Source organism: Pseudomonas sp. W17 (genome assembly GCF_040268305.1).
In the GTDB taxonomy this organism is placed as follows: domain Bacteria; phylum Pseudomonadota; class Gammaproteobacteria; order Pseudomonadales; family Pseudomonadaceae; genus Aquipseudomonas; species Aquipseudomonas protegens.
Genome location: NZ_CP158490.1, coordinates 730,869 through 756,799 on the forward strand (window position 1 = coordinate 730,869; position 25,931 = coordinate 756,799).

Genomic DNA, 25,931 nt, shown 5'->3' on the forward strand with positions numbered 1-25,931 from the left:
GCTCCTACAGAACCTTGTAGGAGCCGGCGGGCCGGCGAAGCTGTTTCAGCCGTAACGCTTCTTGGCCTCGATGGCCAGGCCGCTGCCGATGCTACCGAAGATATTGCCTTCCACATGCCGGGCATTGGGCAGCATCGCCGCCACGCTCTGGCGCAGCGCCGGAATGCCGCTGGAACCACCGGTGAAGAACACCGTATCGACCTGGCCCACACCGACATTGGCGTCGCTCAGCAACTGGGTGACGCTGGTGCGGATGCGCTCCAGCAAACCGTCGATGGAGGATTCGAACAGGGCCCGGGTCAGGTCCACGCTGAGGTCGCGCTCGATTCGGTCCAGGGCCACCAGGCGGTTCTCTGCGTGGGTCAGCTGGATCTTGGTCTCTTCAACGATCATGGCCAGCCAGTGCCCGGCGCGCTGTTCGATCAGCTTGAACAGGCGGTCGATGCCGCCGGTGTCCTCGATGTCATAGCGCATGCTGCCCAGGGCCAGCTGGGATTTCTGCGAGTACACCGAGTTGATGGTGTGCCAGGTCGCCAGGTTCATGTGGTGGCTGGTGGGCATGTAGGCGCCGCTCTTCATCCGGCTGCCGTAGCCGAACAGCGGCATCACGCCCTGGAGGCTCAGTTGCTTGTCGAAGTCGGTACCGCCCACGTGCACGCCGCCGGTGGCGAGGATGTCGTCGTGGCGGTTATCGACGCCACGGCGCTCGGGGGACAGGCGCACCAGGGAGAAGTCCGAGGTACCACCGCCGATGTCGACGATCAGCACCAGCTCTTCGCGCTCGATGGTGGATTCGTAGTCGAAGGCCGCGGCGATGGGTTCGTACTGGAAGGACACGTGCTTGAAGCCGATCTTGCGGGCCACTTCCACCAGGGTATCTTCGGCTTCCTGGTCGGCGGCGGCGTCGTCATCGACGAAGAACACCGGGCGCCCCAGCACCACCTGTTCGAATTCCCGACCGGCGGCGGCTTCGGCGCGGCTCTTCAACTGGCCGATGAACAGCCCCAAGAGGTCCTTGAACGGCATGGCAGTACCCAGCACGCTGGTGTCGTGCTTGATCAGCTTGGAACCCAGCAGGCTTTTCAGCGAGCGCATCAGCCGGCCTTCGTAGCCTTCCAGGTATTCGTGCAACGCCAGGCGGCCGTACACCGGACGGCGTTCCTCGATATTGAAGAATACCACCGAAGGCAGGGTGATCTTGTCGTCCTCCAGGGTGATCAGCGTCTCCTCGCCGGGGCGCAGCCAGCCGACGGTGGAGTTGGAGGTACCGAAGTCAATGCCGCAGGCACGGGCCGGGGTGGCGTTGTTCATGTCTTTGGATCCGGTGAAAAAAACGGCCGCGCAGCGTACGCCAGTCCTCGCGCCTTGCAAAGGCCGACTATCTGCTAAATCACCCCCTGTCGTGCCTTGAAAGACTATCCTTTACCCCCAAACTTGCAGGCATGGGCCGCGCAGCCACCCGGGATCACAAGATCCGCCCGAGGCTGCCGATAAACTTCTGATGCGCCGTTCAGTCAGAGAATTGAGATTGATCAATTCTCATGCTGCCAGACCGAGCATGCTGTGCTGCACGCCGCGCGACTTTGATAACGGATGGTGATTCCCTCGATGGACTTCAAAGACTATTACAAGATTCTCGGCGTGGAGCCGACAGCGGACGACAAGGCGATCAAGGCCGCCTATCGCAAGCTGGCGCGCAAGTACCACCCCGACGTCAGTAAGGAAAAGGATGCCGAGGCCAAGTTCAAGGACGCCTCGGAAGCCTATGAAGCGCTGAAAAGCGCCGACAAGCGCGCCGAGTACGATGACCTGCGCAAGTACGGCCAGCATGGCCAGCCCTTCCAGGGCCCGCCGGGCTGGCAGAGCCGTGGCGGTTTTGGCGGCGGCGAGGACGGTGGCGATTTCTCGGACTTCTTCAGTTCGATCTTTGGTAACCGGGGGCCAGGATTCGGCGGCCCGGAGCAGCGCCGCAGCAGCGGTCGTCGTGGACAGGATGTGGAAATGGAACTGCCGATCTTTCTTGAAGAAACCCTGTCCACCGAGTCGAAGAAGATCAGCTTCCAGGTGCCGCAGTACAACGCCAATGGACAACACGTCAGCAACACCAGCAAGAGCCTGAACGTGAAGATTCCGGCAGGTGTCACCGACGGCGAGCGCATCCGCCTCAAGGGCCAGGGCGCGCCCGGCGTGGGCGGCGGCGCGAATGGCGACCTGTACCTGACCATTCGCTTCGCGCCGCATCCCAAGTTCGATGTCGAAGGCGAGAACCTGATCATCACCCTGCCACTGGCCCCCTGGGAGCTGGCGCTGGGGACCGAGGTCGCGGTACCGACCCTGACCGGCAAGATCAACCTCAAGGTTCCGGCCGGCAGCCAGAATGGCCAGCGCATGCGCGCCAAGGGCCATGGCCTGCTGAACAAGGCCGGCCAGCGCGGCTACCTGTTCGTGCAACTCAAGGCGGTCATGCCCAAGCAGGCGGGCGACGACGTCAAGGCCTTGTGGCAGGAGCTGGCGAAGAAGGCAGCGTTCGACCCCCGGGAAAATTTCTGATTCGACACTAGGAGGCGCTGATCATGAGCACCCTGATCGTTCAGCTGGACATGGAAGAGTTCTGTGAAGTGGCCGACCTGTCGGCGGCCTACGTGATCGAAATCGTCGAGCACGGCATCCTCGAACCTCAGGGCCGGGCGCCCAAGGACTGGCGCTTCAACGACTATGAGCTGTCCCTGGCCAAGCGCGCGGCGAAGTTGCGCCGCGACCTGGACCTGGAATGGGAAGGCGTGGCCCTGGCCCTGGACCTGCTGGACGAAGTGCGGCAACTGCGCGCCGAGAACCAGATGCTCAAACAGCGCCTGGGCCGCCTGCTGGTGGACTGAGGGTGTGTAGGCCTGTAGCCGCTGCCGAGCGCTAGCGAGGCTGCGACCGGGCGCGCAGCGCCCGTATAACCAGGCGACTGCGGTGTGTCAGGAAAACGCGGGTTGCGAGGACTGCGTCCTCGTTCGCAGCTTCGCTGGCGCTCAGCAGCGGCTACAAAACGATACAAACGCACTAGCGGTTACAAAGTGCCTCAGGCACTGGCGCGGGAGACGCGCGGCAGGACCACGGTGAAGGTGGTGCCATCGCTGGCGTTGGAGCTGACTTCGATGCTGCCCTGGTGGGCAACCACCACTTCCTTGACGATGAACAGCCCCAGGCCAAGGCTGGTGCTGGGGTTGCCCAGTTCTTCGTCGACGCTGCGCACCAACGGGTCGAACAGGGTGCCCAGGGCCTCCGGGGGGATCGGCGTGCCGTAGTTGTGCACGGTCAACAGCACCTGTTCCGCGCCTCCGGTGATGGTCACGGTCACGGTGCGGCGGTTGTTGCCGTGCTGCAGGGCGTTGCCGATCAGGTTCTGCAGCATCTGCTCGATGCGCCCGCGGTCCCAGATGCCATGGCTGTCGCCCTCGAAGCTCATCAGCGGGGTGCAATCGGGCTGCCCGGCGCAGGCTTCGTCCATGGCCGCCTTGGCCGCGCTGGCCAGGTCCATGGGCGCAGGTTCGATGGGCAGGCTGCTGCCCAGGCGGCTGCGCACGAACTCCAGCAGGTCGCTGACCATGGCGCCCATGTGCCGGGTGCCGCTCTTGATACGTGAAACGAAGGCCTGGGCGTCGCCGTCCAGGGCGACTTTGCGTGCCAGCATTTCAGTGGACATGCTCACTGCCTGCAACGGCGCCCGCAGGTCGTGGCCAAGAATTGCCAGGAAGATATCCCGCGAGCGGCTGACCTGTTCGGCATAGGCTGCGGTGGACTCGGCCAGGGCTTCATCAATGGCTTCGTTGAAACGGATCATGTCCTGCAGGTAGGCCAGGTCCGGTGTCTGCAGGCTGGCCACCCACAGGCGGATCACGCAGGCTCGCAGGTGGCGGAATTCCGAGGTCATCTGCACCAGGTCGAACCCCACGTGATGGCGCAGCTCGCCATGGCTGGCGGCCGCGGCATCCAGGCTGGGGGTTTTTTCCGGGCCTTCGCCCTTGGCCTTGGCCCGTTGTTCCCCGGGGCTCTGGGCGGTGCACATATCCCGGGCGGCGGCCAGCAGGATGGAGCGCGCGTGGTCACGCAGGTCCGTGCGGGTCAGGGAGTCCTGAGCGAGGCTCCTGGCAAATTGTTCCCATTCATCAACGATTCGATCAACGTGCTGCACGATAAAATCGGACAGGCGCATAGCCGGGCACCTTACTGGGCAGTGAGTGGAAAACCGAGACGCATCTTAGCGCCTAATCGAACATTTCAGCAGCCACTCTGCCCAGTGGTGGGCCAGCCCTAGAACAGGAAGTAGCGCTGGGCCATGGGCAGTACGTCCGCCGGTTCGCACCACAGCAGCACGCCATCAGCCTTGACCTGATAGGTCTGCGGGTCGACTTCGATATCCGGCAGGTAGTCGTTGTGGATCAGGTCGGTTTTCTGCACGTTGCGACAGCCCTTGACCACGGCGATGCGTTTTTTCAGCCCCAACTGCTCCGGCACCCCGGCCTCCAGTGCCGCCTGGCTGATGAAGGTCAGGCTGGTGGCGTGACGGCTGCCGCCGAAGCTGGCGAACATCGGCCGGTAGTGCACCGGCTGCGGGGTCGGGATCGAGGCGTTGGCGTCGCCCATCAGGCTGGCGGCAATGGCCCCGCCCTTGAGGATCAGGGTCGGCTTGACCCCGAAGAACGCCGGGCGCCAGAGCACCAGGTCGGCCCACTTGCCCACTTCGACGGAGCCCACCTCATGGCTGATGCCGTGGGTGATCGCCGGGTTGATGGTGTACTTGGCAATGTAGCGCTTGACCCGGAAGTTGCTGTTGCCCGGGCCATCCCCCGGCAGCGGGCCGCGCTGCTTGTGCATCTTGTCGGCGGTCTGCCAGGTGCGGGTCACCACTTCGCCGACCCGGCCCATGGCCTGGCTGTCGGAGCTGATCATGGAGAAGGCCCCGAGGTCGTGGAGGATGTCCTCGGCGGCAATGGTCTCCCGGCGGATGCGGCTTTCGGCGAAGGCCACGTCCTCGGCGATGCTCGGGTCCAGGTGATGGCAGACCATCAGCATGTCCAGGTGTTCGTCGATGGTGTTGCGGGTGAAGGGCCGGGTCGGGTTGGTGGAGCTGGGCAGCACGTTGGCCAGGCCGCAGGCCTTGATGATGTCCGGGGCATGGCCGCCGCCGGCGCCTTCGGTGTGGTAGGTATGGATGGTGCGGCCCTTGAAGGCGCCCAGGGTGGTTTCGACGAAGCCCGATTCATTGAGGGTGTCGGTGTGGATCGCCACCTGCACGTCGTACTCATCGGCCACGCTCAGGCAGTTGTCGATGCTGGCCGGGGTGCTGCCCCAGTCCTCGTGCAGCTTGAGGCCGATGGCCCCGGCCTTGACCTGTTCGATCAGCGGCTCGGGCAGGCTGGCGTTGCCCTTGCCGGTAAAGCCGATGTTCATGGCGAAGGCGTCCGCCGCCTGGAGCATGCGCGCCATGTGCCAGGGCCCGGAGGTGCAGGTGGTGGCGTTGGTCCCGGTGGCAGGTCCCGTGCCGCCACCGATCATGGTGGTGACGCCGCTCATCAGCGCCTCTTCGATCTGCTGCGGGCAGATGAAGTGGATATGGGTGTCGATGCCGCCGGCGGTGAGGATCATGCCCTCACCGGCGATGACCTCGGTGCTGGCGCCGATGGCGATGTTCACGTCGGGCTGGATATCCGGATTGCCGGCCTTGCCGATGGCGGCGATGCGCCCGTCCTTGAGGCCGACGTCGGCCTTGACGATGCCCCAGTGGTCGATGATCAGGGCGTTGGTGATCAGGGTGTCCACCACCTCGGCGGCCAGCAACTGGCTCTGGCCCATACCGTCACGGATCACCTTGCCGCCGCCGAACTTCACTTCTTCACCGTAGGTGGTGAAATCCTTCTCCACTTCGATCCACAGCTCGGTGTCGGCCAGCCGCACCTTGTCGCCCACGGTGGGGCCGAACATGTCGGCGTAGGCTTCACGGGAAATCTTCATCGCAGCTCCTTACAAAAACAGGTCTTGCAGGAGCCGGCTTGCCGGCGAAGGGGCCCGAAAGACCGCATTCGCCGGCAAGCTGGCTCCTACGTGCGTAGGGTCGAGGGATCAGAGGTCGCCCATGATCCGCCCGGCGAAGCCGAATACCCGGCGCTTGCCGGCCAGTTCCACCAGTTCCACTTCCCGGGTCTGGCCCGGTTCGAAGCGCACCGCGGTGCCGGCGGCGATGTTCAGGCGCATGCCGCGGCTGGCGGCTCGGTCGAAGGTCAAGGCGTCGTTGGTTTCGAAGAAGTGGTAGTGGGAGCCGACCTGGATTGGCCGGTCGCCGCTGTTGGATACGTTCAGGCGCAGGGTGCGGCGCCCGGCGTTGAGTTCGATCTCGCCGGGCTGGATCTGGTATTGGCCAGGAATCATAGGGGTTGTCCCAGGGTCTTGAAGTAGATGGCGGTGGCGGTATAGGTGCCGTCCGGGCTCTGGCAGTAGTTGGGCAGTTCGCCGACCCGGGTATAGCCCAGGGCGCGGTAGAACTCTTCCGCCGCGGAGCCGGCCTCGGTGTCCAGGTACAGCAGCCCGCGCTTGTGCTGGCGGGCGGCCTGTTCCAGGGCATTCATCAACTGCTGGCCCAGGCCGCGGCGGCGGGCGCTGTGCAGGACCTGGAGCTTCTGCACCTCGGCGCGGTTGCGCCCGTTGGCTTTCATGCACAGGGCCAGTTGCACGCTGGCCAGGACTTTCTCGTCGCGTACCACCACCCACAACAGCAGGCTGCCGTCCTCGACCCCGGCCTGCACGCTGCTGAGGTAGCTGCGGGCCTGGCTGTCGTCGAGATCGGCCATGAAGCCGATGGACGCACCATGCTGCACCGAGTCCAGCAGCAACTCGATCAGTCCCTGACGGTAATGGGCAAAGCTTTCTCCATGGACCAGGCGCAGTTGGGCGGCGTTCATCGAGATTTCACTCCTTGTGCGGGGCGGGCGGTTGCGCCCCGGGGTTGAGAATCAGCTGCATGAAGGTCAGGTCCAGCCAGCGCCCGAACTTGGTGCCCACCTGAGGCATCTGCCCGGTGCTGATGAAGCCCAGGCGCTCATGCAGACGGACCGAGGCGCTGTTGCCGCTCTCGATGGCGGCCACCATCACGTGCTTGCCACAGCCCCGGGCGCGCTCCAGCAGCACCGCCATCAACTGCGGGCCCAGGCCGTTGCCGCGCTGGTCGCTGCGCACATAGACCGAATGTTCCACGGTGTGGCGGAAGCCGTCGAAAGGCCGCCAGTCGCCGAAGGAAGCGTAGCCGAGCACCTGCTCCTCGGCGTTGATGATCACCAGGATCGGATAGCCCTGGGCCTGGCGTGCGCTGAACCAGGCCTGGCGGTTGCCCAGGTCTACCGGTTGCTCGTTCCAGATCGCCGTGGTGTTGAGCACAGCGTCGTTGTAGATGTCGCGGATCGCCGGCAGGTCGGCATGCAGGGCATCGCGGATGCGATAGGTCATGGCACGGCCTCAGGCAATGGGTTGGTGAACGGTGACCAGCTTGGTGCCGTCGGGAAAGGTGGCCTCCACCTGGATGTCCGGGATCATCTCCGGGATGCCTTCCATCACCTGCTCGCGGCTGAGCAGGGTGGTGCCGTAGTGCATCAGTTCGGCCACGGTTTGCCCGTCCCGGGCGCCTTCGAGCAGCGCCGCGGAGATATAGGCCATGGTTTCCGGGTAGTTGAGCTTGAGGCCGCGGGCCAGTCGCCGCTCGGCCACCAGGCCGGCGGTGAAGATCAGCAGCTTGTCTTTTTCGCGTGGGGTCAGATCCATCGTGGTCAATCCGTTGTCAGGCAGTAGAAAAAGGTGCAGTGGAAAAGGGCATGGGGGTCAGGTGTTCCAGATTCTGGGTGGCCTGGCTTCGCGGCCCAGCAGTGCCGGGCGCAGCAGGCGCCACAGCTCGATCAGCCAGGCCCGGGCCTGCAGAGCTTCGCTGGCCAGGCAGCGGGCCACCAGCAGGCCCGGCAGTTGGCTCAGGTCGCCGCGTACCGGGTGTGCCAGGGCGCGGCAGCGTTCCAGCAGTTCGCCGTCGATTTCACCGGTCACCAGCAAGGTGGCGAACACCGGTTGGCCATCCAGGCCAATGGGTGAGTCCAGCAGGCCGTCGCCACCGCCGATGCGCTGGCGTTCATGCCACAGCGGCCGGCCGTCGCGGTACAGGTCCAGGTGGGCCTGGAAATGGCCCTGCTCGAACCGCTCGCCACTGGCCGGGCGCCCCAGGGCAATGATGTCCCAGTAGAACAGCCGGGCATCGCCCTGCAATTCGATGCGGGTCGTGAGCTCGGCCTGGGCAGCGCTGAAGACGATGGTTTCCTGGGGCAGCCACTCCAGGGTCGCGCCCGGCGCTACCTGCAGGTTCAGGGTCTGGCTGGCCGGGCCGGTGGCGCGATACCACTTGGCCGCCCCGGGGCTGGTCAACTGGGCCCAGGCCCCGCTGTCGACCCGGGCGCTGATGGCCAGCCGGTCACTGCCGGCAATGCCGCCGGGCGGGTGGACGATGATGTGCTGGCAAACCTCGGGGCCTTCGGCATATAGGTGCTTCTGCACCCGCAGCGGGCCCAGGTGGCGGCGCAGCACCGGGCGCGTGGTGGCACCGCAACGGGCATAGGCCAGCTCCAGTTCGGCGTGCCAGCTGGGAGTGAACAGGGCGGTGGCGGCAGGTAGGTTCATGCTGGGTCGTTATCGTTAGGAGGCTACAGATTAGATCGTAACCAGGCCGCGTACACCCTCGGCCTGCATATTTTCGCCGCGGCCCTGCTGGATGATTTCCCCCCTGGACATCACCAGGTACTGGTCGGCCAGTTCGGCGGCAAAGTCGTAGAACTGCTCCACCAGCAGGATCGCCATGTCGCCCCGGGCCGCGAGCTTGCTGATCACCGCGCCGATCTCCTTGATCACCGAGGGCTGGATGCCTTCGGTGGGCTCATCGAGGATCAGCAGGCGCGGGCGGCTGGCCAGGGCCCGGCCGATGGCCAGTTGTTGCTGCTGACCGCCGGAGAGGTCGCCACCCCGGCGCTGCTTCATCTGCAACAGCACCGGGAACAGTTCGTAGATGAAGGCCGGCACTTCCTTGGCCTGGGAGCCGGGGAAGCGGGACAGGCCCATCAGCAGGTTTTCCTCCACGGTCAGGCGGCCGAAGATTTCCCGGCCCTGGGGCACGTAGGCGATCCCGGCGTGGACGCGCTGATGGGGCTTGTAGCCGGTGATGCTCCGGCCCTCCCAGTTGACCGCGCCCTCCTTGGCCGGCAGCAGGCCCATCAGGCACTTGAGCAGGGTGGTCTTGCCCACGCCGTTACGCCCCAGCAGGCAGGTGACTTCGCCGATCCGGGCCTCGAAGCTCAGGCCGCGCAGGATGTGGCTACCGCCGTAGTACTGGTGCAACTGGTCGACTTGGAGCATGGTCGGGTACTCGAATTTTGTGGGAATTGCGGTGCGGTCCTCGCTGACAAGCCAGCTCCTGCGGGAGGGGTAGGAGCCGGCTTGCCGGCGAACGGCGGTTGCGCTAACGGCCGAGGTAAACCTCAATCACCCGTTCGTTTTCCTGCACCTGTTCCAGGGAGCCTTCGGCCAGCACACTGCCCTGGTGCAGCACGGTGACGTGGTCGGCAATCGAGCCGACAAAGCCCATGTCGTGCTCCACCACCATCAGCGAGTGCTTGCCCGCCAGGGTCTTGAACAGCTCGGCGGTGAACTCGGTCTCGGCGTCGGTCATGCCCGCCACCGGTTCGTCCAGCAACAGCAGTTGCGGGTCCTGCATCAGCAGCATGCCGATCTCCAGAAACTGCTTCTGGCCGTGGGACAGCAGGCCGGCCTGGCGCCGGGCCGAAGCCGTCAGGCGAATGGTCTCCAGCACCTGGGCGATGCGGTCCTGCTGTTCTGTGCTCAAGCGTGCCCCGAGGCTGGCCCATACCGACTTGTCGGTCTTCTGCGCCAGCTCCAGGTTCTCGAACACGCTCAGGGCCTCGAACACCGTGGGCTTCTGGAACTTGCGGCCGATCCCGGCCTGGGCGATCTGCACTTCGCTCATCAGGGTCAGGTCCAGGGTTTCGCCGAACCAGGCCTTGCCCCGGGAGGGGCGGGTCTTGCCGGTGATCACGTCCATCAAGGTGGTCTTGCCGGCGCCGTTGGGGCCGATGATGCAGCGCAGCTCGCCGACGCCGATGTACAGGTTGAGGTCGTTGAGGGCCTTGAAACCATCGAAGCTGACGCTGATGTCCTCCAGGGTCAGGATGGTGCCGTGGCGGGTGTTGAGGCCCTTGCCGGCGGCGTGGCCAAGGCCGATGGCGTCGCGGCTGGTGCCGGCGTCCTTGTTGGTGTCGAGAATGGGTTCGAGCATGAAGTCCGCCGTTGCTGTGACTCTCATTGTTCACCTCGTTTGTTCAGCAGGCCGATCACGCCCTTGGGCAGGTACAGGGTCACGACGATGAACAGCGCACCGAGGAAGAACAGCCAGTATTCGGGAAAGGCCACGGTGAACCAGCTCTTCATGCCGTTGACCACCCCGGCCCCCAGCAGCGGGCCGATCAGCGTGCCGCGCCCGCCCAGGGCGACCCACACGGCGGCCTCGATGGAGTTGGTGGGGGACATTTCGCTGGGGTTGATGATGCCCACCTGGGGCACGTACAGGGCCCCGGCCAGGCCGCACAGCACGGCGCTCAGGACCCAGACGAAAAGCTTGAAGCCGCGCGGGTCGTAGCCGCAGAACATCAGGCGGTTCTCGGCATCGCGCAGGGCCGTCAGCACCCGGCCGAACTTGCTCCGGGCCAGGCGCCAGCCCAGGTACAGGCTGCCCACCAGCAGCGCCACCGTGGCCAGGAACAGCACCGCCCGAGTGCCCGGTTCGGTGATGCCGAAGCCCAGGATGCTGCGGAAGTTGGTAAAGCCGTTGTTGCCGCCAAAGCCGGTCTCGTTGCGAAAGAACAGCAGCATCCCGGCGAAGGTCAGGGCCTGGGTCATGATCGAGAAGTACACGCCCTTGATCCGCGAGCGGAAGGCGAAGAAGCCGAACACCAGGGCCAGCAGACCCGGGGCCAGCACCACCAGGCACAAGGCCCAGAGGAAATGCTCGGTGCCGGCCCAGTACCAGGGCAGTTCGCTCCAGGAAAGGAAGGTCATGAAGGCCGGCAGGCCATCCCCGGCGGCCTGGCGCATCAGGTACATGCCCATGGCGTAGCCGCCCAGGGCGAAGAACAGGCCGTGGCCCAGGGACAGCAGCCCGGCGTAGCCCCAGACCAGGTCCAGGGCCAGGGCGACGATGGCGTAGCAGAGGATCTTGCCCACCAGGGTCAGGGTGTAGGCCGAGACGTGCAGCGGGTTGTCCGCCGGTAGCAGCGACAGCAGCGGCAGGGCCAGCAGCACCAGGAGCAGCAACGCCCCGACGGTGATCGTGACCCTGGGCCCGGCTTTCTGGGTGGCGGTAATGAGCAGTGGTTGATTCATCAGTCGATCACCCGTCCTTTCAGTGCGAAGAGTCCCTGCGGGCGTTTCTGGATAAACAGAATGATCAGCGCAAGGATCAGGATCTTGCCGAGCACGGCGCCAATCTGCGGTTCGAGGATCTTGTTCGCCACCCCCAGGCCGAAGGCCGCCAGCACGCTGCCGGCCAGTTGCCCGACCCCGCCGAGTACCACCACCAGGAACGAGTCGATGATGTAGCTCTGGCCCAGGTCCGGGCCGACGTTGCCGATCTGGCTCAGGGCCACGCCGCCCAGGCCCGCAATGCCTGAGCCGAGGCCGAAGGCGAGCATGTCCACGCGCCCGGTGGGCACGCCGCAGCAGGCGGCCATGTTGCGGTTCTGGGTCACCGCGCGCACGTTCAGGCCCAGGCGGGTCTTGTTCAGCAGCAGCCAGGTGAGCACCACGACAAACAGCGCGAAGGCGATGATCACGATGCGGTTGTAGGGCAGTACCAGGTTGGGCAGCACCTGGATGCCGCCGGACAGCCAGGCCGGGTTCGCCACTTCGACGTTCTGCGCGCCGAACAGCAGGCGCACCAGCTGGATCAGCATCAGGCTGATGCCCCAGGTGGCCAGCAGTGTTTCCAGGGGCCGGCCGTAGAGGTGGCGGATCACCGTGCGCTCCAGGGCCATGCCGATCCCGGCGGTGACGAAAAACGCCACCGGCAGCGCCAGCAGTGGGTAGTACTCGATGGCTTGCGGGGCGTAGCGCTGGAACAGCAACTGCACCACATAGGTGGCGTAGGCGCCGAGCATCAGCATCTCGCCGTGGGCCATGTTGATCACCCCCAGCAGGCCGAAGGTGATGGCCAGGCCCAGGGCCGCCAGCAGCAGGATCGAGCCCAGGGACAGGCCGCTGAAGGCCTGGCCCAGCACTTCGCCCACCAGCAGCTTGCGCTTGACCTGGGCCAGGCTAGTTTCGGCCGCGGTGCGCACCGCGGCATCGGCTTCGACCCCGGGTTCGAGCAGGCCTTCGAGACGGGTGCGGGCCAGCGGGTCGCCGGTTTCCCCCAGCAGGCGCACGGCGGCCAGGCGCACCGCCGGGTCGCTGTCCACCAGTTGCAGGTTGGCCAGGGCCAGGCTCAGGGCATCGTGCACGTCCGGGGCTTGCTCGGCGGCCAGTCGGGCATCGAGGAATTTCAGTTGCGCCGGCTTGGCGCTTTTCTGCAGTTGGCGGGCGGCGGCCAGACGGCTATTGGCGTCGCTGGCGAGCAACTGGTGGCTGGCCAGGGCGCTGTCGATCAGGCCCCGCAGGCGGTTGTTCAGGCGCAGGGTTCTGCTTTCGCCGGCGATGTTCAACTGGCCCTGCTGCAGGGCGTTGAGCAGTTCCAGGCGCGCCGGGTCGGGCTGCGCGGCCCAGGTTTCCAGAAGCCGGGCCTGCTCGCCGGAGTTGCCGGCGACGAAGTCTTCGGCATCCCCGGCCTGGGCCGTCCATGGCAGTAACAACAGGCCGGCGAGGATCAAACGGTAGAGGGCAGTGGGCATATCGGTGTCCTTGAAAGCGCCCGGATAACCTGTAGGAGCGAGCTTGCTCGCGATCCGCGCAGCGGCCAGCCGGGCGGTTTTCGTTGCAGGTCCTGCGGACCTCGTCGCGAGCAAGCTCGCTCCTACGGGGAAGGCGTCAGGTTCGGATCAGTTGCTCTTGACCGCGTAGTCCGGCTTCTTGTCGTTGCCCGGGATGAACGGGCTCCAGGGCTGGGCACGGATCGGGCCTTCGGTCTGCCAGACCACGTTGAACTGACCGTCGGGCTGGATCTCGCCGATCATCACCGGCTTGTGCAGATGGTGATTGGTCTTGTCCATGGTCAGGGTGTAGCCCGAAGGGGCGGCGAAGGTCTGCCCGGCCAGGGCCTCGCGAACCTTGTCGACATCGGTGGACTTGGCTTTCTCCACCGCCTGGGCCCACATGTGGATGCCGACGTAGGTGGCTTCCATCGGGTCGTTGGTCACCGCCTTGTCCGCGCCCGGCAGGTTCTTGGCCTTGGCGTAGGCTTTCCAGGCGGCGACGAACTTCTGGTTCACCGGGTTATCCACCGATTCGAAGTAGTTCCAGGCCGCGAGGTTGCCCACCAGGGGCTTGGTGTCGATGCCGCGCAGTTCTTCCTCGCCCACCGAGAAGGCCACCACCGGCACGTCGGTGGCTTTCAGGCCCTGGTTGGCCAGTTCCTTGTAGAAGGGCACGTTGGAGTCACCGTTGACCGTGGAGATCACCGCAGTCTTGCCTCCGGCGGAGAACTTCTTGATGTTGGCGACGATGGTTTGATAGTCGCTGTGGCCGAACGGGGTGTAGACCTCTTCGATGTCCTTGTCGGCCACGCCCTTGGAGTGCAGGAACGAACGCAGGATCTTGTTGGTGGTGCGCGGGTAGACGTAGTCGGTGCCCAGGAGGAAGAAGCGCTTGGCGCTGCCGCCGTCCTCGCTCATCAGGTATTCCACCGCCGGGATCGCCTGCTGGTTCGGTGCGGCGCCGGTGTAGAAGACGTTGGGCGACATCTCTTCGCCTTCGTACTGCACCGGGTAGAACAGCAGGCCGTTGAGCTCCTCGAACACCGGCAGCACCGACTTGCGCGACACCGAGGTCCAGCAGCCGAATACCACCGCCACCTTGTCCTGGGTCAGCAACTGGCGGCCCTTCTCGGCGAACAGCGGCCAGTTCGAGGCCGGGTCCACCACCACCGGCTCCAGCAGCTTGCCGTTGACCCCGCCCTTGGCGTTGATTTCGTCGATGGTCATCAACGCCATGTCCTTGAGGGACGTTTCGGAGATCGCCATGGTGCCCGACAGCGAGTGCAGGATCCCCACCTTGATGGTTTCGGCGGCCTGGACGGTCCAGGTCATGCCCATCGCGGCAATGCTTGCCGTGAGAGTGAAAGCCTTGAGCAAACTACGACGCTTCATTGTGCGATCTCCATGAACTCTTGATTTTTCAGGTGGTAGATGCGGACTGCTGAAGGGCTGTTTTGCAAGGGGTGTGCCGAGTCGGCGCAAGGCATGAAAACGTCGCTTTAACGGCGCGGGCGGGGGAGGTGATGCCCCAAGACGAGGCTTGGGCCAGGGGCTGGTGCACCGGGGTGCGTCATTGTGGTGCTGCCGCTGGGCGGCAGCCGTGGCCTGGGGGTGGCTTCAATTCACGCCCGGGAAGGAATCGACATATTTGATGGTGAAGTCGGGAAAGGAGTCGACGATCTGGATCTTGTAGTCGGGAAAACTGTTGACGATCTACCACTTGCCCGGCGCGTCGGCGAAGGAGTTGACCTGCTTCACCTTCAGGTCGGGAAAGGAGTTCACCACCTTGACCTTGTAGTCGGGGAAGCTGTTGACGATCTGGATGTTGCCGTAGATTTTCGAAACGTCGACAGAGGTGCCGGCCTGGGCGCCAAGGGCTGTGCCGAGCAGCAAGGCCAAGAATGCGGTTCTGAACATGAGACTCATCCTGAGAGATCCAAGCGCGCGATCTTAAAGCAAGGGCGACGATTGTAGGCGCTGGCTTGCCAGCGAAGAGGCCCTCGAACCTGGCACAAGGCTCACGAGCGCCTTCGCCGGCAAGCCGGCTCCTGCCGGGGAGGTCAGCGGCGGCGCATCAGGCCGATGAAGAACACCCCGCCGATGGCCGCGGTGGCCACGCCGATGGGCAGGTCCTCGGGGGCGATCAGGGTGCGCGCAGCCACATCCACCCAGACCAGGAACACGCTGCCCAGCAGTACGCACACCGGCAGCAGCCGGCGGTGTTCGGCGCCCACCAGGCGCCGGGCAATGTGCGGCACCATCAGCCCGACAAAACCGATGGAGCCGCTGATGGACACCAGCACTCCGGTCATCAGCGAGGCAATCAGGAATACCTTCAGGCGCACATTGCGCGCGTTCAGGCCCAGGGTCACGGCGGTCTGCTCGCCGGCCATCAGGGCGTTCAGCGGGCGCGCCATGCCCAGCAGCAACACCAGCCCCAGCAGCACGCTGGCGGCGGGGATCGCCAGCAGTTCCCAGCGCGCCAGGCCCAGGCCGCCGAGCATCCAGAACATCACTGCGGAGCTGGCGCGGTGGTCGCCCATGAACAGCAGCAGGTTGGCCGCGGCCATCATCACGAACGACACCGCCACCCCGCACAGCAACAGCCGGTCGCTGTCGAGGCGGCCGTTGCGGGCGGCGATCCCCAGCACCAGCGCCATGCTCAGCAGGGCGCCGACAAAGGCCGCCAGGGGCAGGGTCAAAAGCCCGATAACCTGGCCCAGGTGCAGCACCACGATCACCGCGCCGAGGGTGGCGCCGGAGGTCACCCCCAGCAGGTGCGGGTCGGCCAGCGGGTTGCGGGTCACCGCCTGCAGCACCGCGCCGATCAGTGCCAGCCCGGCACCCACCAGGGCCCCCAGGAGCATGCGCGGCACGCGGATCAGCCAGACGATGTGCTCCTGGCCCGGGCTCCAGTCCACAACGCCCAGGCCCAGGGCCTTGTGCAACAGAATGCGCCCCACCACCTCCACCGGCACCCGCGCCGGGCCAAAGCCCAGGGACACCACGCAGGACGCCAGCAGCAGGGCGCCCAGGGCCATCAACAGTGCGGCATAGCGGGGACTGGTCATTCGCCGTGGAAACCCTTGGCCAGGGTTTCCACCGCCAGCACGTTGTCGATGCCCGGCGTGGCCTGCACATAGGGGATGACGATGAAGCGCTGGTTCTTGATCGCATCGACTCCTTGCAGGGCCTTGTTGTTCAGCAGGAACTGCTGCTTCTGCTCGGCGCTGACTTCGCTGTAGTCGACGATCACGATCACCTGCGGGTTGCGCTCGACCACGGTTTCCCAGTTGACCCGGGTCCAGCTGGCGTCGACGTCATCGAGGATATTGCGGCCGCCGGCCGCGTCGATCAGCGCCTGGGGCATGCCCAGGCGGCCCGAGGTCATGGCCCGGTCTTCGCCGCTGTCATAGAGGAATACCCGCGGCTTGTCCCTGGGCAGGTCCTTCTGTACCTGGGCCACCTGCTCCTGCATCCGGGCGATCAGGGCGTTGGCGCGATCCTGCACGTCGAAGATCCGCCCGAGGTTACGCAGGTCGGTGTAGGTGTCCTCTAGGCTGGCGGCCGGGCGCTTCATCACGAAGGCGCAGGACTCGGTCAGTTCGTAGACGTTGATCCCCAGCGGCGCCAGGGTCTGTGGCGTGAGGTCGCCGCCCACGCGCATGCCGTAGTCCCAGCCGGCGAAGAAGAAGTCGACGTTGGCATTGAGCAGGGTTTCCACCGACGGATACTTGGCCGCCAGTTCCGGCAGGCCGTCGAGCAGGGCGCTCATTTGCGGGGTCACGGCCTTCCAGCCGCTGATCCCGCTGTAGCCCACCATGCGTGGCTTGAGCCCCAGGGCGAGCATCATCTGGGTCATGTTGATGTCATGGCTGAGGGCGTGTTGCGGCGCTTGCTTGAAGGTCACTTCGCGGTTGCAGCTGGTGATGGTCAGCGGGTAATGGGTGGCCTCGGCGAAGGCCTGGGTGGCCCCCAGTGACAGGGCCAGGAGCAGGCTGGAGCGAAGCAGGGAGCGCAAGGTCATGGTTGGGTGATCCAGGTGATTCGTGGGTAGCCGGACAGGGGATGGGCGTCGATCAGCGCCTCGACGCCGAAGACGTTGCGCAGCAACTCGACGGTGAGCACCTCGCCGGGCGTGCCGCTGGCGACGATGCGCCCGTGGTCGAGGACATACAGGCGGTCGCAGAAGGCTGCGGCCAGGTTCAGGTCGTGGATGCTCGCCAGGGTACCGATGCCCAGGCGCTTGACCCGCTGCAGCAACTCCAGCTGGTAGCGCGGGTCGAGGTGGTTGGTGGGCTCGTCGAGGATCAGCAACTGGGGTTGCTGGGCCAAAGCGCGGGCCAGGATCACCCGCTGTTTCTCACCGCCGGACAGGGTGGCGAAGGCGTGGTCCTCGAAGCCCAGCAGGCCCACCGACTCCAGGGCCTCGCGGGCGATGCGCCGGTCGTCCTGGGTGTCGCCGTCGAACAGGCCCTTGTGCGGGGTGCGGCCCATGGCGACCACCTCTTCCACGGTCAGGCCGAAGGCGTCGGGAAACTCCTGGAGGACCACGGCGATGCGTTGCGCGCACCAGCGCGGCGACTGTTTCCACACGTTGTGATGGGCCAGTAACACCTCGCCCTGCTGCGGCTTGCTGAAGCGATAGGCGCAGCGCAGCAGGCTGGTCTTGCCGCTGCCGTTGGGCCCGATCAGGCCGACGAACTCGCCGGCCGCCACCTGCAGGCTGGCCTCACGCAGTTGGAACTGGTGGTGGCAGTGGCCCTGGCCCAGGGGTGTCCAGGCCAGGTTGGTGAGGTTCAGCGAGGTCATGCCGTATCCGTGTGGTCCCCGCGCGGTGGCCGCAGGTGAGGTTAAAAGGTGTAGTCAGCGGTGACGAAGAACGAGCGCGGCTCGCCGAGTATCCATTGCTGGCCGTCATTGTATTGGCTTTGCGCGTACTGGCGGTCAAACAGGTTGTTCAATTGCAGGCCCAGGGTGGTGCTGGGCAAGGCTTTCCATGACAGCGCCGCATCCACCACGGTGTAGCTGGGCAACTGATTCCGGTTGGCCATGTCGGCGTAGCGTGCGTCTACATAGCGCACTCCGGCGCCGGCCCGCAGGTCATCGTCGAGGGCCTTGCTCAGCCACAGGTTGGCGGTGCGGCGTGGCACGTCCACCGGGCGCTTGCCGTCGCGGGAGACCTGCACGCCGTCGACGTCCTGCTGGAAGTCGTCGTACCGGGCGCGAACGATGGCGGCGTTGGCCTGCAGTTGCCAGGCGCGGGGCAGTTGCAGGTCCAGGCTGGCTTCCAGGCCGTTGGAGGATTGCTGGCCCACCTGCTGTTTCAGGTCCGGGTCGCCCGGGACATCGGTCAGCAGCTTCTTCTTGACGATATGGTAGGCCGCCAGGGTCCATTCGCCACGCTGGTCCCAGAACATCTGCTTGAGGCCGATCTCGGTCTGCCTGGCACTGGAGAGGTCGAATTGCTGCTGGCTCTTGCTCAGGGAAATCAGCCCGCCGACACCGTCGGTGCTGGTGGAGTATTGGCCATAGAGGGAGGTGTCCGGGGTCACCGCAAACACCAGCCCGGCCTTCCAGTTGTTACCGGTCAGGGTCTTGTCGCTTCGGCTGTCGTCCTTCAAGTCATCGCGATCAATATGCACGTAGTCGCGGCGTACACCGGTCACCAGGGACCAGCGCTCGCTGAGCTGCAGGCGGTTTTCGGCGAACACCGACATCTGCCTGGTGGTGGTCTTGAATTGATCGCGGTAAGGGCTGTTGCTGGCGAAGTCGCCCGGGGCCGGATGGTACAGATCCACCGGCTGACCGTTGCTCACGCTGTCTGTGAAGGGCGAGTTGCTCTTCATGTGGAAGCGGATGCGGTTGTAGTCGACGCCGGTCAGGGTCTGGCTGTCGAGGCCCAGCAGCGAGTGCTTGAAGGTGAAGGTCTGACGGTCACCGAGCTGTTCCTGCTGGTGGCCGATACCGTAGTTGCCGCTGCGGGTCAGTTGCCGGTCCAGGGTGTTGAAGTTGTAGTTCTCGGCGTTCTGCCAACGGCGCTGGGCCTTGAGGTAATACAGCTCGTTGCTGGCACTGATCTGGTCGGAAATCTGCCATTGGCTGGTCAGGCGGGTCCACTGGTCGTTGTAGTGCTGCTGGTCGTTGCGCACGTTGTAGTTCTTGTCCCGCAGGCTTTTGTGGAAACGCCCGTCGATCAGCGGCGTGCCGAAGTAGTTCATCGGGTTCTGGTCGCCGTAGTCGTGGGCCAGGGTAAAGGCCAGGTCATCACGGGCCTGCCAGCGCAGGGCAGCGCTGACGAAGTCGCCGGAGGAATCGCCCCGGTCGATCCAGCCGTTGCTGCGCTCGCGGTTGAGGTTGAGCCGGTAGCTCAGGGTGTCGCTCAGGGAACCGCCGCTGTCCAGGGCCTGCTGCTGGCGATCGAAGGAGCCGTAGCCCAGGCGCAGGTGGTTTTCGATTTCGCCGCTGAACGGCTTTTTCGGAACGGTGTTGATCACCGCACCGGTGGCGCCTTCGCCGTACAGCACCGAGGCCGGGCCGCGGAGCACGTCGACCCGCTCCACCGCCCAGGTGTCCACCGGGAAGGTCACGGTGCCCATGCCGGTGTACATGCGGTTGCCGTCATACAGCTGCATCACCGAGCTCTGCCCGGTAAAGCCCCGTGCCGACAGCGAGGTGCCGCCGTCGCCCGGGGTGCCGGTGCGGCTGATGCCGGCGCTGCGCGATACCGCGTCCTGGATGCTCCGATCGCCCCGGGCGCGGATTCGATCGCCGCTCAGGCTGTCGGTGCTGGCCGGGGTTTCCAGGGCGCTCAGGCCCAGGCGCGAACCGGCGCTGGTGGGGGTGGCCAGGCTGATGCTGTCGTCGGCTTCGCTGGCAGCGGCGGAGATGGTGCCGGTGGGCAGGGTCAGGGCGGAGTCGTCGGCCTGGGCCGGGGAAGTCAGGGCCATCAGGCAGAGGCTGGGCAGCAAGTACTTGTTCATCGGGACGGTGAATCACTTCTTCGAGAGGGTTGCCCGCAGTGGGGGCTGCGGGCAGGGATCTTACACTTTAGTGTTATAAAGTAACATTATAACTGTGCACGGCTAAAGCGCCGAGATTCTACAGAGCCCTCTGGAACGCGCATCTCGGCTGATTCATGTTGAAGATGAAGCAGATTCAGGCCCACGGTTGAAGCGTGAGAGCAGCAGGCGATCGAGCAGCCACACCACAATCAGCGAGGCCCCGACCAAAGGAAACGCCAGGGCCAGCAGCGCCATGATCAACATCGCGGTTTTCCATTTCGGCAGGTCGTGGCGCAGTGGGGGCACGCCGAGTCGGCCCTGGGGCCGTCGTTGCCACCACATGATGAGACCACTCACGGCGCCGAGCAGGATCATCAGGCACACCACCAGCACCAGGATCTGGTTGAAGCGCCCGAACATCTTGCCTTCGTGCAGCATCACTCCCAGCTCGGTGGCCCGGGCCACGTTGCTGTAGTCCTTCCAGCGCACATCGGCGAGCACCTGGCCGGTGTATTGGTCGACATGCAGGGTGGCATCGTTGCGTGGGTCGTCGGCGAACACCGCGATGGTGAACACGCCCGTGGCAGTGCTCGGCAGAGTGATGCTGTAGCCCGCCTCGACCTGGCGCTGGCGAGCGATATCCTGCACCGCTTGCAGGCTGATGGACGGCGCTGCCGGCGCCGCGTCCGCGGCGTTGTGGGCCATGTGCTCGGCGTGGTCGCCGGACATCGGCATCGGGGTGTTTTCCAGGGCCCAGGGCACGGTCTGGCGCGTGGCGCTGTTGAGCTCCCGGGCCTGCTGGTCGGAGGTCGGCACGTTGTTCCACATGGCCACCGGGAAGCGGTTCCACAGGTCGGCGTACTGCTTGCCCCAGAAGCCGGTCCAGGTCATGCCGCTGAGCAGCATCAGCAGCAGGAAGGCCGAGCCCCAGAAACCCAGCACACCGTGCAGGTCACGCCAGAACAGGCGGCCGCGGGCACTCCAGCGTGGCCAGAGTACCCCGGCCGAAGACTTGCCCCGCGGCCACCACAGGTACAGGCCCGAGACCACCAGGACAATGCCCCAGCTCGCGGCCAGTTCCACCAGCCGGTCACCGACGGTGCCGATCATCAGCTCGCCGTGAATGGCCCGGGCCACGGCCTGCAGGTTGGCCTTGGCATCCTGCTCGCCGAGCACGTCACCGTGGTAGGGGTCGATGAACACGTTGAGTTCGTGGCCGGCATCCTGCACCACGAACTGCGCGCTGCGCTCGGCATCCACAGCGGGCAGGTACTGCTTGATATGGCCCTGGGGGTAGGCGGCCTGAACCCGTTGCAACAGCTCATCGGCGCTGAGGCTGTGGTGGGCGGCAGGCACCTTGAGCAGGCTGGGGTACATCAGCGGGTCCAGCTGCGGTTTGAACAGGTAGACGATGCCGGTCAGGGCCAGCATCACCATGAAGGGGGCGACGAACAGCCCGGCGTAGAAATGCCAGCGCCAGGCCAGGTTGTAGAAAGACACTTTGGGTCGGTTCATCGGGGAAGGCTCCGCAGGGCTGTGGATCTTTTCTTATGGGGGCTGTTCGCCGGCAAGCCGGCTCCAGCGACGAGGAGACGGCGTGCCGGCGAAGGGGCATCAGAAATTCAGGTCAACCTTGGTCCAGAGCGTGCGCCCCGGTTCCTTGATGGCTTGCGGGTCCGTCGCCGGGTAGCCGAAGCCGGCATTGCCCGCCAGGTTCAGGTGCTCGGCGTAGGCCTTGCCGAACAGGTTGTCGACCCCGGTGCTGAGCTTGAGGTTCTTGGTCACCCGGTAGGCGCCGTTGAGGGAGAACACGCCGAAGCCGCCGCTCTTGCCGAAGTCCTTGCCGACCACGTTGCCCTTGTTCAGGTCCACCCGGTTCTGCGCGGCGACAACGCGCCACAAGGCCCCGGCGCTCCAGTCGTCCTCGCTGTAGGTCAGGCCCAGGCGCGCGTCCAGCGGCGGCATCTGTGGCAGGGCCTTGCCGTCGCTGCTGTTCTTGCCCCAGGCGTAGGCCAGGGTCGCGTCGGCTTTCCAGTTGGAGGTCAGCTTGTAGGCCGCGCCCAGTTCGCCGCCCATGATCCGTGCGTCGATGTTCTCGGCCCGAGAGGTGCTCATGCCCATCATCTTCGAGTTGTAGTCGAAGAGGATGTAGTCGCGCACCTGGCCGATGTAGCCCGAGGCCCAGGCTTCCAGGTCTTCACCCTGGTACTGCAGGCCGAAGTCGAGCTGGGTGGTCTTTTCCGGCTTGATCGAATCGAAGGCGTTCACCGAGCCGGCCGGGCCCATTTTCGGCGAGAACAGCTCCCAGTAGTCGGGGAAGCGCTGGGTGTGGCCAAGGCCGACGTAAAGCGTGGTCGGGCTGTCGGCCAGGTCATGCTCGTAGCGCACGAAGCCGCTGGGCAGGGTATCGGCCCGGGTGTCGCCGGCGGTGGGGTTGGGGCGGGTCATCATTCCCGAGCCGATGCTTGGCCGGTAGTCCTTGGCCGAGGCGCGGTCCAGGCGCGCGCCGGTGATCATCCGGTCACGCTCGGCGGCGTACCAGGTCAGCTCGCCGAAGGCTCCGTAGTTGTGGAAGTCGGCGTCCTTGGTACGGGGCAGTTGCTTGTAGGTGTCGACGCCGCTGCTGGCGCGGTTGCGGTGTTCGTTGGTCTGGGCGTCCAGGCCGCCGATCAGTTGCAGGTCGGCCCAGCGCCAGGTGGCCTTGATCCGCGCCCCGAGGGTGCGACGGTCGACGTTGGAGGCCATGGGGCCGGCCATCATTCCGGTGCCGGATGGGGTGCGCAGGCTGTAGTTGTCCATCACGTGGTCGGCGTAGTTGTAGTAGACCTGGGCCTCGACCTTGTCCAGCACCTCGCCAAGGTTGGACTTCTCGAAACGCAGGCCCAGGCTTTCGCGCTTGAATTGCGAGCCGTCCATGCCGCGCCCGGCGTAGCGGGCTTCGCCATCGCCCTTGCCGGCGGTGAGTTCCAGCAGGGTGTCGGCGTCCGGGGTCCAGCCCAGGGCCACGTCACCGTTCCACTTGTCGTAGCGCGAGGCCACGGTGTCATTGTTGCCGTCGCGGTAGTCGTCGGCGTGGGCGGTGTTGCCGATCACCCGCACATAACCCAGGGGGCCACCGGCAGCGGCATCCAGGGTCTTGTCGAAGCGCCCGTTGGAGCCGGCCAGCAGGCTGGCATTGACCCGGGTGCCGAGTTCGCCGAAATGTTCCGGTTCGCGCTCGAAAAGCACCGTGCCGGCCGAGGCGCCCGGGCCCCAGAGTACGGTCTGCGGGCCCTTTATCACGGTCAGCCGGTCGTAGGTTTCCGGAGAGATGTAAGAGGTCGGCGCGTCCATGCGGCCCGGGCAGGCGCCGAGCATCATGCCGCCGTTGGTGAGGATGTTCAGCCGCGAGCCGAACATGCCCCGCAGCACCGGGTCGCCGTTGGTGCCGCCGTTGCGTACCAGGGCAAAGCCGGGAATGGTCTTGAGGTAGTCGCCGCCGTCACTGGCCGGCACCGGCTGGCGCGGGTCCTTGGGGTTGGTGACCACGGTCAGGGGCGAGCTGGGGGCGATGGCGGTGATCACCGTCGGGCTCAGTTCGGTGCTGTGCCGGGAGTGGTCCGTTGTGGCATCGTCGGCCAGCGCCAGGGGCGTCAGCAGAGCGCCGCAGAGGACCGCGAGGGCGCGGTTGAAGTGCTGGCGCGCAGGGTTCAGGGCGAAGGTCTTGAGTGGCTGGGCAACGCCCAGGCGAGAGTCGGCAGAAAACATAGATGTTCCATCGTTCGGTCTTGAATGACACGGCCGCGAGTACGCGTCTGTCGCGCTGACAGCCGGCCGTGTGAGATGAGCTGAAGACTCAGGCGAGGAACGGTGGGGCGCGGGTCAGGGCGCCGGGGAACACGGTCTGCCGGGCGTGGCCCAGGCGCGTGGCGGGGATCAGGAAATACGGTGTGGGCGGCGTGAACAGAGCGGCGAACGACAGCGCCGAAGGCAGTGCCGGGCAATTGAACAGCAGGCTGCAATAGCCGCATTTTTCCCAGAGCACATGCTCTTCGCCCTGGGATCTGCCCTTTTGTGCGTGGTGCGGGCTTTCACCGTGGCAGCCGGGCGCAGCGTCGCCCATGTCCATGGAAACGGACATGTTCATCGGCATCGCGTGATCCATCGGCATCGACTGGGAAATCAGCGGGCCGATAAAGATCATCAGCATGGCGAACAGGCTGATCCAGCTGCCGCGGCGGACTCCAGACGAGTCGCGGCGCGGCACGGACCGCCTGCGGCCAGGCGCGTGCGGGGCGTTCACGGTGAGGGCCGGTCAGTGCTTACTGGGCGTGCATATGCCCTTGCATGGCGTCCGGCGCCTGCTTCTGCACCGCCACTTCGACCGTGACGTCACCGGCTTTTTCAAAGTGCAGGGTCAGCGGGAAACGCTTGCCGTCGGTGAGCAGGCTGCGGTCTTTGAGCTCCAGCAGCATCACGTGGTAGCCCATGGGGGCGAAGGTCGCCTCGCCACCGGCGGGCACCGCCACCTTGGCCACTTGTTGCATCTTCATCATGTCGCCTTGCTTGACGTGCTCGTGCAGCTCGGCCTTGCCGGCGATCGGCGAGTCGACGCTGAGCAGGGTGTCGGCGTTCTTGCCCGGGTTGTGCACCACGAAGTACGCGGCCACGGTGGGCGCGTTCGGCGGCAGTTCCTGAGACCAGGGATGAGCGATCTGCAGGTCACCGGCCTTGTAGTCGTGGGCGGTGGCGAAACAGGCAGGCAGCAGCAGTGCGGCCAGCAGCAGGGATTGCTTGACCAGGGATGGTTTGAACATGTGAGTTCTCCAGAACGATTCAAAGACGCAGATCACTTGCGAAAGGGAATCATGCCAGAGGCGGGGCACCGGGGTTCAGGCTGGGCCATTGCTGGCGCAGGGTGAGCCGTTCTACCTGCGGTTGCGGTGCGCCCGGCTGGACTGCGAAGCGGGTGAAGGACAGCTGGGGAACGTGCCCGGGCAAGGCCACCAGCGGCGGCGAGCCGGAGCAGCACCAGCAGTGCTGCATGGTGGAATGGTCGTCGTTCTGCGGCGCTTGCTGGTCGAGCTTGCCCAGGGAAATGGCCACCAGCTTGGTGCCGCTGGAGGAGCAGAAGCTGCCCCACAGCAGTTGCTCGTCCAGCCCCGAATCGCTGCGCGGCATGGCTCCGGAAAGCGGCATGGCAAGCATGTTGAACAGCACTGCGAAGCAGGCGATCCAGGCAAATGCGAGCCGTTGTCGGGACATGGGGACGATCCGTCGGTTGAGCGATCAGGCGGGTATTTAGCCTGATCGCTGTGGATAAGTAAAAAAGCAGCGTATGCGGTGTGGTGTCGCAGTGCCAGTTCAGGCCAGGCTGACGTGAAGCTTGAGTCCCAGTGCCTTCATGACCTTGATGATAGTCGCGAACTCGGGATTGCCCTGGCTGCCCAGGGACTTGTACAGGCTTTCGCGGCCCAGGCCGGTGTCACGGGCGACCTGGGTCATGCCGCGGGCGCGGGCGATGTCGTTGAGTGCGGCGCGGATCAGCACGCCGTCGCCGGTGTCTTCCTCGAAGCAGGCGTCGAGGTAGGCCACCATGTCTTCAGGGGTCTTGAGGTACTCCGCCGCGTCGAAGCGGGTCACTGGGGTGCGCATGTTTCAGCCCTCGCTCTTGAGGTCATGGGCCAGTTGCCTGGCGCGTTGGATATCGCGTCTCTGGGTGCTCTTGTCACCGCCGATCAGCAACAGGTAGATCACAGTGTCCCGGCGCGAGAAATACACCCGGTAGCCGGGGCCGCGATGGATGTGCATTTCATAGACACCTTCGCCCACGGGTTCGCAGTCGCCGAAACGGCCCAGTTGCGCCGCCCTGATCCGGGCCAGCACGCGGGTTTTCCCTGGGGATCTTTTAGGCGTAGCAGCCAGTGGGTAAACGCCTGAGTCTGCTCAAAGACGAACATGG

25 protein-coding genes and 2 pseudogenes are annotated in these 25,931 nt (G+C 65.4%); 2 read left to right on the forward strand and 25 right to left on the reverse strand.

Translation table 11 applies throughout. The annotated features are described in order from the left end of the window. Window positions 1–45 precede the first annotated feature (45 nt). Window positions 46–1,311 carry an Hsp70 family protein gene (locus tag ABCR88_RS03200; protein WP_350404107.1) on the reverse strand — a complete coding sequence of 422 codons (1,266 nt, stop codon included), beginning with the start codon at window positions 1,309–1,311 and terminating at the stop codon, window positions 46–48. Window positions 1,312–1,608: 297 nt separating this feature from the next. Between ABCR88_RS03200 and ABCR88_RS03205 the strand changes: the two genes are divergently transcribed. Continuing rightward, window positions 1,609–2,550 (forward strand): DnaJ C-terminal domain-containing protein, encoded by a 942-nt coding sequence (locus ABCR88_RS03205; protein ID WP_011058996.1) that lies wholly within the window; start codon window positions 1,609–1,611, stop codon window positions 2,548–2,550. Between the two features lie 23 nt (window positions 2,551–2,573). After that, entirely contained in the window at window positions 2,574–2,876 is a 303-nt protein-coding gene (locus ABCR88_RS03210; protein ID WP_011058997.1) for a chaperone modulator CbpM, read from the forward strand. Between the two features lie 191 nt (window positions 2,877–3,067). On the opposite strand, the gene ABCR88_RS03215 is transcribed toward ABCR88_RS03210, so the two are convergent. The 24 genes and pseudogenes from ABCR88_RS03215 to ABCR88_RS03330 form a co-directional block, all read right to left on the reverse strand. Then, a complete protein-coding gene (locus ABCR88_RS03215; protein WP_011058998.1) occupies window positions 3,068–4,201 on the reverse strand; it encodes a HAMP domain-containing sensor histidine kinase in 1,134 nt (377 codons plus the stop codon). A gap of 98 nt (window positions 4,202–4,299) precedes the next feature. Then, window positions 4,300–6,000 carry an urease subunit alpha gene (gene ureC, locus ABCR88_RS03220; protein WP_011058999.1) on the reverse strand — a complete coding sequence of 567 codons (1,701 nt, stop codon included), beginning with the start codon at window positions 5,998–6,000 and terminating at the stop codon, window positions 4,300–4,302. 108 nt (window positions 6,001–6,108) lie between these two features. Continuing rightward, on the reverse strand, window positions 6,109–6,414 hold the full coding sequence (locus ABCR88_RS03225) for an urease subunit beta (RefSeq protein WP_011059000.1): 306 nt from the start codon (window positions 6,412–6,414) through the stop codon (window positions 6,109–6,111). Next, entirely contained in the window at window positions 6,411–6,944 is a 534-nt protein-coding gene (locus ABCR88_RS03230) for a GNAT family N-acetyltransferase (protein ID WP_011059001.1), read from the reverse strand. The genes ABCR88_RS03225 and ABCR88_RS03230 overlap by 4 nt, the downstream gene beginning before the upstream one ends. A 7-nt stretch (window positions 6,945–6,951) precedes the next feature. After that, the gene (locus tag ABCR88_RS03235) at window positions 6,952–7,485 is read right to left on the reverse strand and encodes a GNAT family N-acetyltransferase (protein WP_011059002.1); all 534 of its coding nucleotides are present in this window, start codon (window positions 7,483–7,485) and stop codon (window positions 6,952–6,954) included. 9 nt (window positions 7,486–7,494) lie between these two features. Continuing rightward, a complete protein-coding gene (gene ureA, locus ABCR88_RS03240; RefSeq protein ID WP_011059003.1) occupies window positions 7,495–7,797 on the reverse strand; it encodes an urease subunit gamma in 303 nt (100 codons plus the stop codon). A 57-nt stretch (window positions 7,798–7,854) separates the two neighbouring features. Continuing rightward, the gene (locus tag ABCR88_RS03245; RefSeq protein ID WP_350404109.1) at window positions 7,855–8,694 is read right to left on the reverse strand and encodes an urease accessory protein UreD; all 840 of its coding nucleotides are present in this window, start codon (window positions 8,692–8,694) and stop codon (window positions 7,855–7,857) included. Window positions 8,695–8,724: 30 nt separating this feature from the next. Further along, entirely contained in the window at window positions 8,725–9,423 is a 699-nt protein-coding gene (gene urtE / locus ABCR88_RS03250; protein ID WP_350404110.1) for an urea ABC transporter ATP-binding subunit UrtE, read from the reverse strand. A gap of 103 nt (window positions 9,424–9,526) precedes the next feature. Continuing rightward, entirely contained in the window at window positions 9,527–10,387 is an 861-nt protein-coding gene (gene urtD / locus ABCR88_RS03255) for an urea ABC transporter ATP-binding protein UrtD (RefSeq protein ID WP_232644054.1), read from the reverse strand. Continuing rightward, window positions 10,384–11,463 (reverse strand): urea ABC transporter permease subunit UrtC, encoded by a 1,080-nt coding sequence (urtC, locus tag ABCR88_RS03260; RefSeq protein ID WP_350404111.1) that lies wholly within the window; start codon window positions 11,461–11,463, stop codon window positions 10,384–10,386. The genes urtD and urtC overlap by 4 nt, the downstream gene beginning before the upstream one ends. Further along, a complete protein-coding gene (gene urtB / locus ABCR88_RS03265; RefSeq protein ID WP_011059008.1) occupies window positions 11,463–12,965 on the reverse strand; it encodes an urea ABC transporter permease subunit UrtB in 1,503 nt (500 codons plus the stop codon). Before urtB ends, urtC begins: the two co-directional genes overlap by 1 nt. 147 nt (window positions 12,966–13,112) lie before the next feature. Next, complete coding sequence (gene urtA, locus ABCR88_RS03270; RefSeq protein ID WP_019094029.1) at window positions 13,113–14,378, reverse strand: urea ABC transporter substrate-binding protein; 1,266 nt, start codon at window positions 14,376–14,378, stop codon at window positions 13,113–13,115. A gap of 225 nt (window positions 14,379–14,603) precedes the next feature. After that, window positions 14,604–14,903: pseudogene (locus tag ABCR88_RS03275) on the reverse strand (hypothetical protein). Window positions 14,904–15,046: 143 nt separating this feature from the next. Then, window positions 15,047–16,057 carry an iron ABC transporter permease gene (locus ABCR88_RS03280; RefSeq protein ID WP_011059011.1) on the reverse strand — a complete coding sequence of 337 codons (1,011 nt, stop codon included), beginning with the start codon at window positions 16,055–16,057 and terminating at the stop codon, window positions 15,047–15,049. Continuing rightward, entirely contained in the window at window positions 16,054–17,013 is a 960-nt protein-coding gene (locus ABCR88_RS03285; RefSeq protein ID WP_236185708.1) for an ABC transporter substrate-binding protein, read from the reverse strand. Before ABCR88_RS03285 ends, ABCR88_RS03280 begins: the two co-directional genes overlap by 4 nt. Next, window positions 17,010–17,798 carry an ABC transporter ATP-binding protein gene (locus tag ABCR88_RS03290; protein WP_041115668.1) on the reverse strand — a complete coding sequence of 263 codons (789 nt, stop codon included), beginning with the start codon at window positions 17,796–17,798 and terminating at the stop codon, window positions 17,010–17,012. The genes ABCR88_RS03285 and ABCR88_RS03290 overlap by 4 nt, the downstream gene beginning before the upstream one ends. 41 nt (window positions 17,799–17,839) lie before the next feature. After that, window positions 17,840–19,969 (reverse strand): TonB-dependent receptor, encoded by a 2,130-nt coding sequence (locus tag ABCR88_RS03295; protein WP_041115670.1) that lies wholly within the window; start codon window positions 19,967–19,969, stop codon window positions 17,840–17,842. A gap of 153 nt (window positions 19,970–20,122) precedes the next feature. Continuing rightward, window positions 20,123–21,505, reverse strand: coding sequence for a PepSY domain-containing protein (locus tag ABCR88_RS03300; RefSeq protein ID WP_350023556.1), 1,383 nt, complete (start codon window positions 21,503–21,505; stop codon window positions 20,123–20,125). 99 nt (window positions 21,506–21,604) lie between these two features. Beyond that, complete coding sequence (locus ABCR88_RS03305) at window positions 21,605–23,737, reverse strand: TonB-dependent copper receptor (RefSeq protein ID WP_350404114.1); 2,133 nt, start codon at window positions 23,735–23,737, stop codon at window positions 21,605–21,607. An 88-nt stretch (window positions 23,738–23,825) separates the two neighbouring features. Beyond that, window positions 23,826–24,236, reverse strand: a complete 411-nt coding sequence (locus ABCR88_RS03310; RefSeq protein WP_065364904.1) for a DUF2946 domain-containing protein — start codon at window positions 24,234–24,236, stop codon at window positions 23,826–23,828. 55 nt (window positions 24,237–24,291) lie between these two features. Further along, window positions 24,292–24,786 carry a copper chaperone PCu(A)C gene (locus ABCR88_RS03315; protein WP_236185701.1) on the reverse strand — a complete coding sequence of 165 codons (495 nt, stop codon included), beginning with the start codon at window positions 24,784–24,786 and terminating at the stop codon, window positions 24,292–24,294. 49 nt (window positions 24,787–24,835) lie between these two features. Continuing rightward, complete coding sequence (locus tag ABCR88_RS03320) at window positions 24,836–25,234, reverse strand: DUF2946 domain-containing protein (protein ID WP_236185699.1); 399 nt, start codon at window positions 25,232–25,234, stop codon at window positions 24,836–24,838. A 99-nt stretch (window positions 25,235–25,333) separates the two neighbouring features. Continuing rightward, window positions 25,334–25,624, reverse strand: a complete 291-nt coding sequence (locus ABCR88_RS03325) for an addiction module antidote protein (RefSeq protein ID WP_041115682.1) — start codon at window positions 25,622–25,624, stop codon at window positions 25,334–25,336. 3 nt (window positions 25,625–25,627) lie between these two features. After that, window positions 25,628–25,929: pseudogene (locus tag ABCR88_RS03330) on the reverse strand (type II toxin-antitoxin system RelE/ParE family toxin). Window positions 25,930–25,931 lie beyond the last annotated feature (2 nt).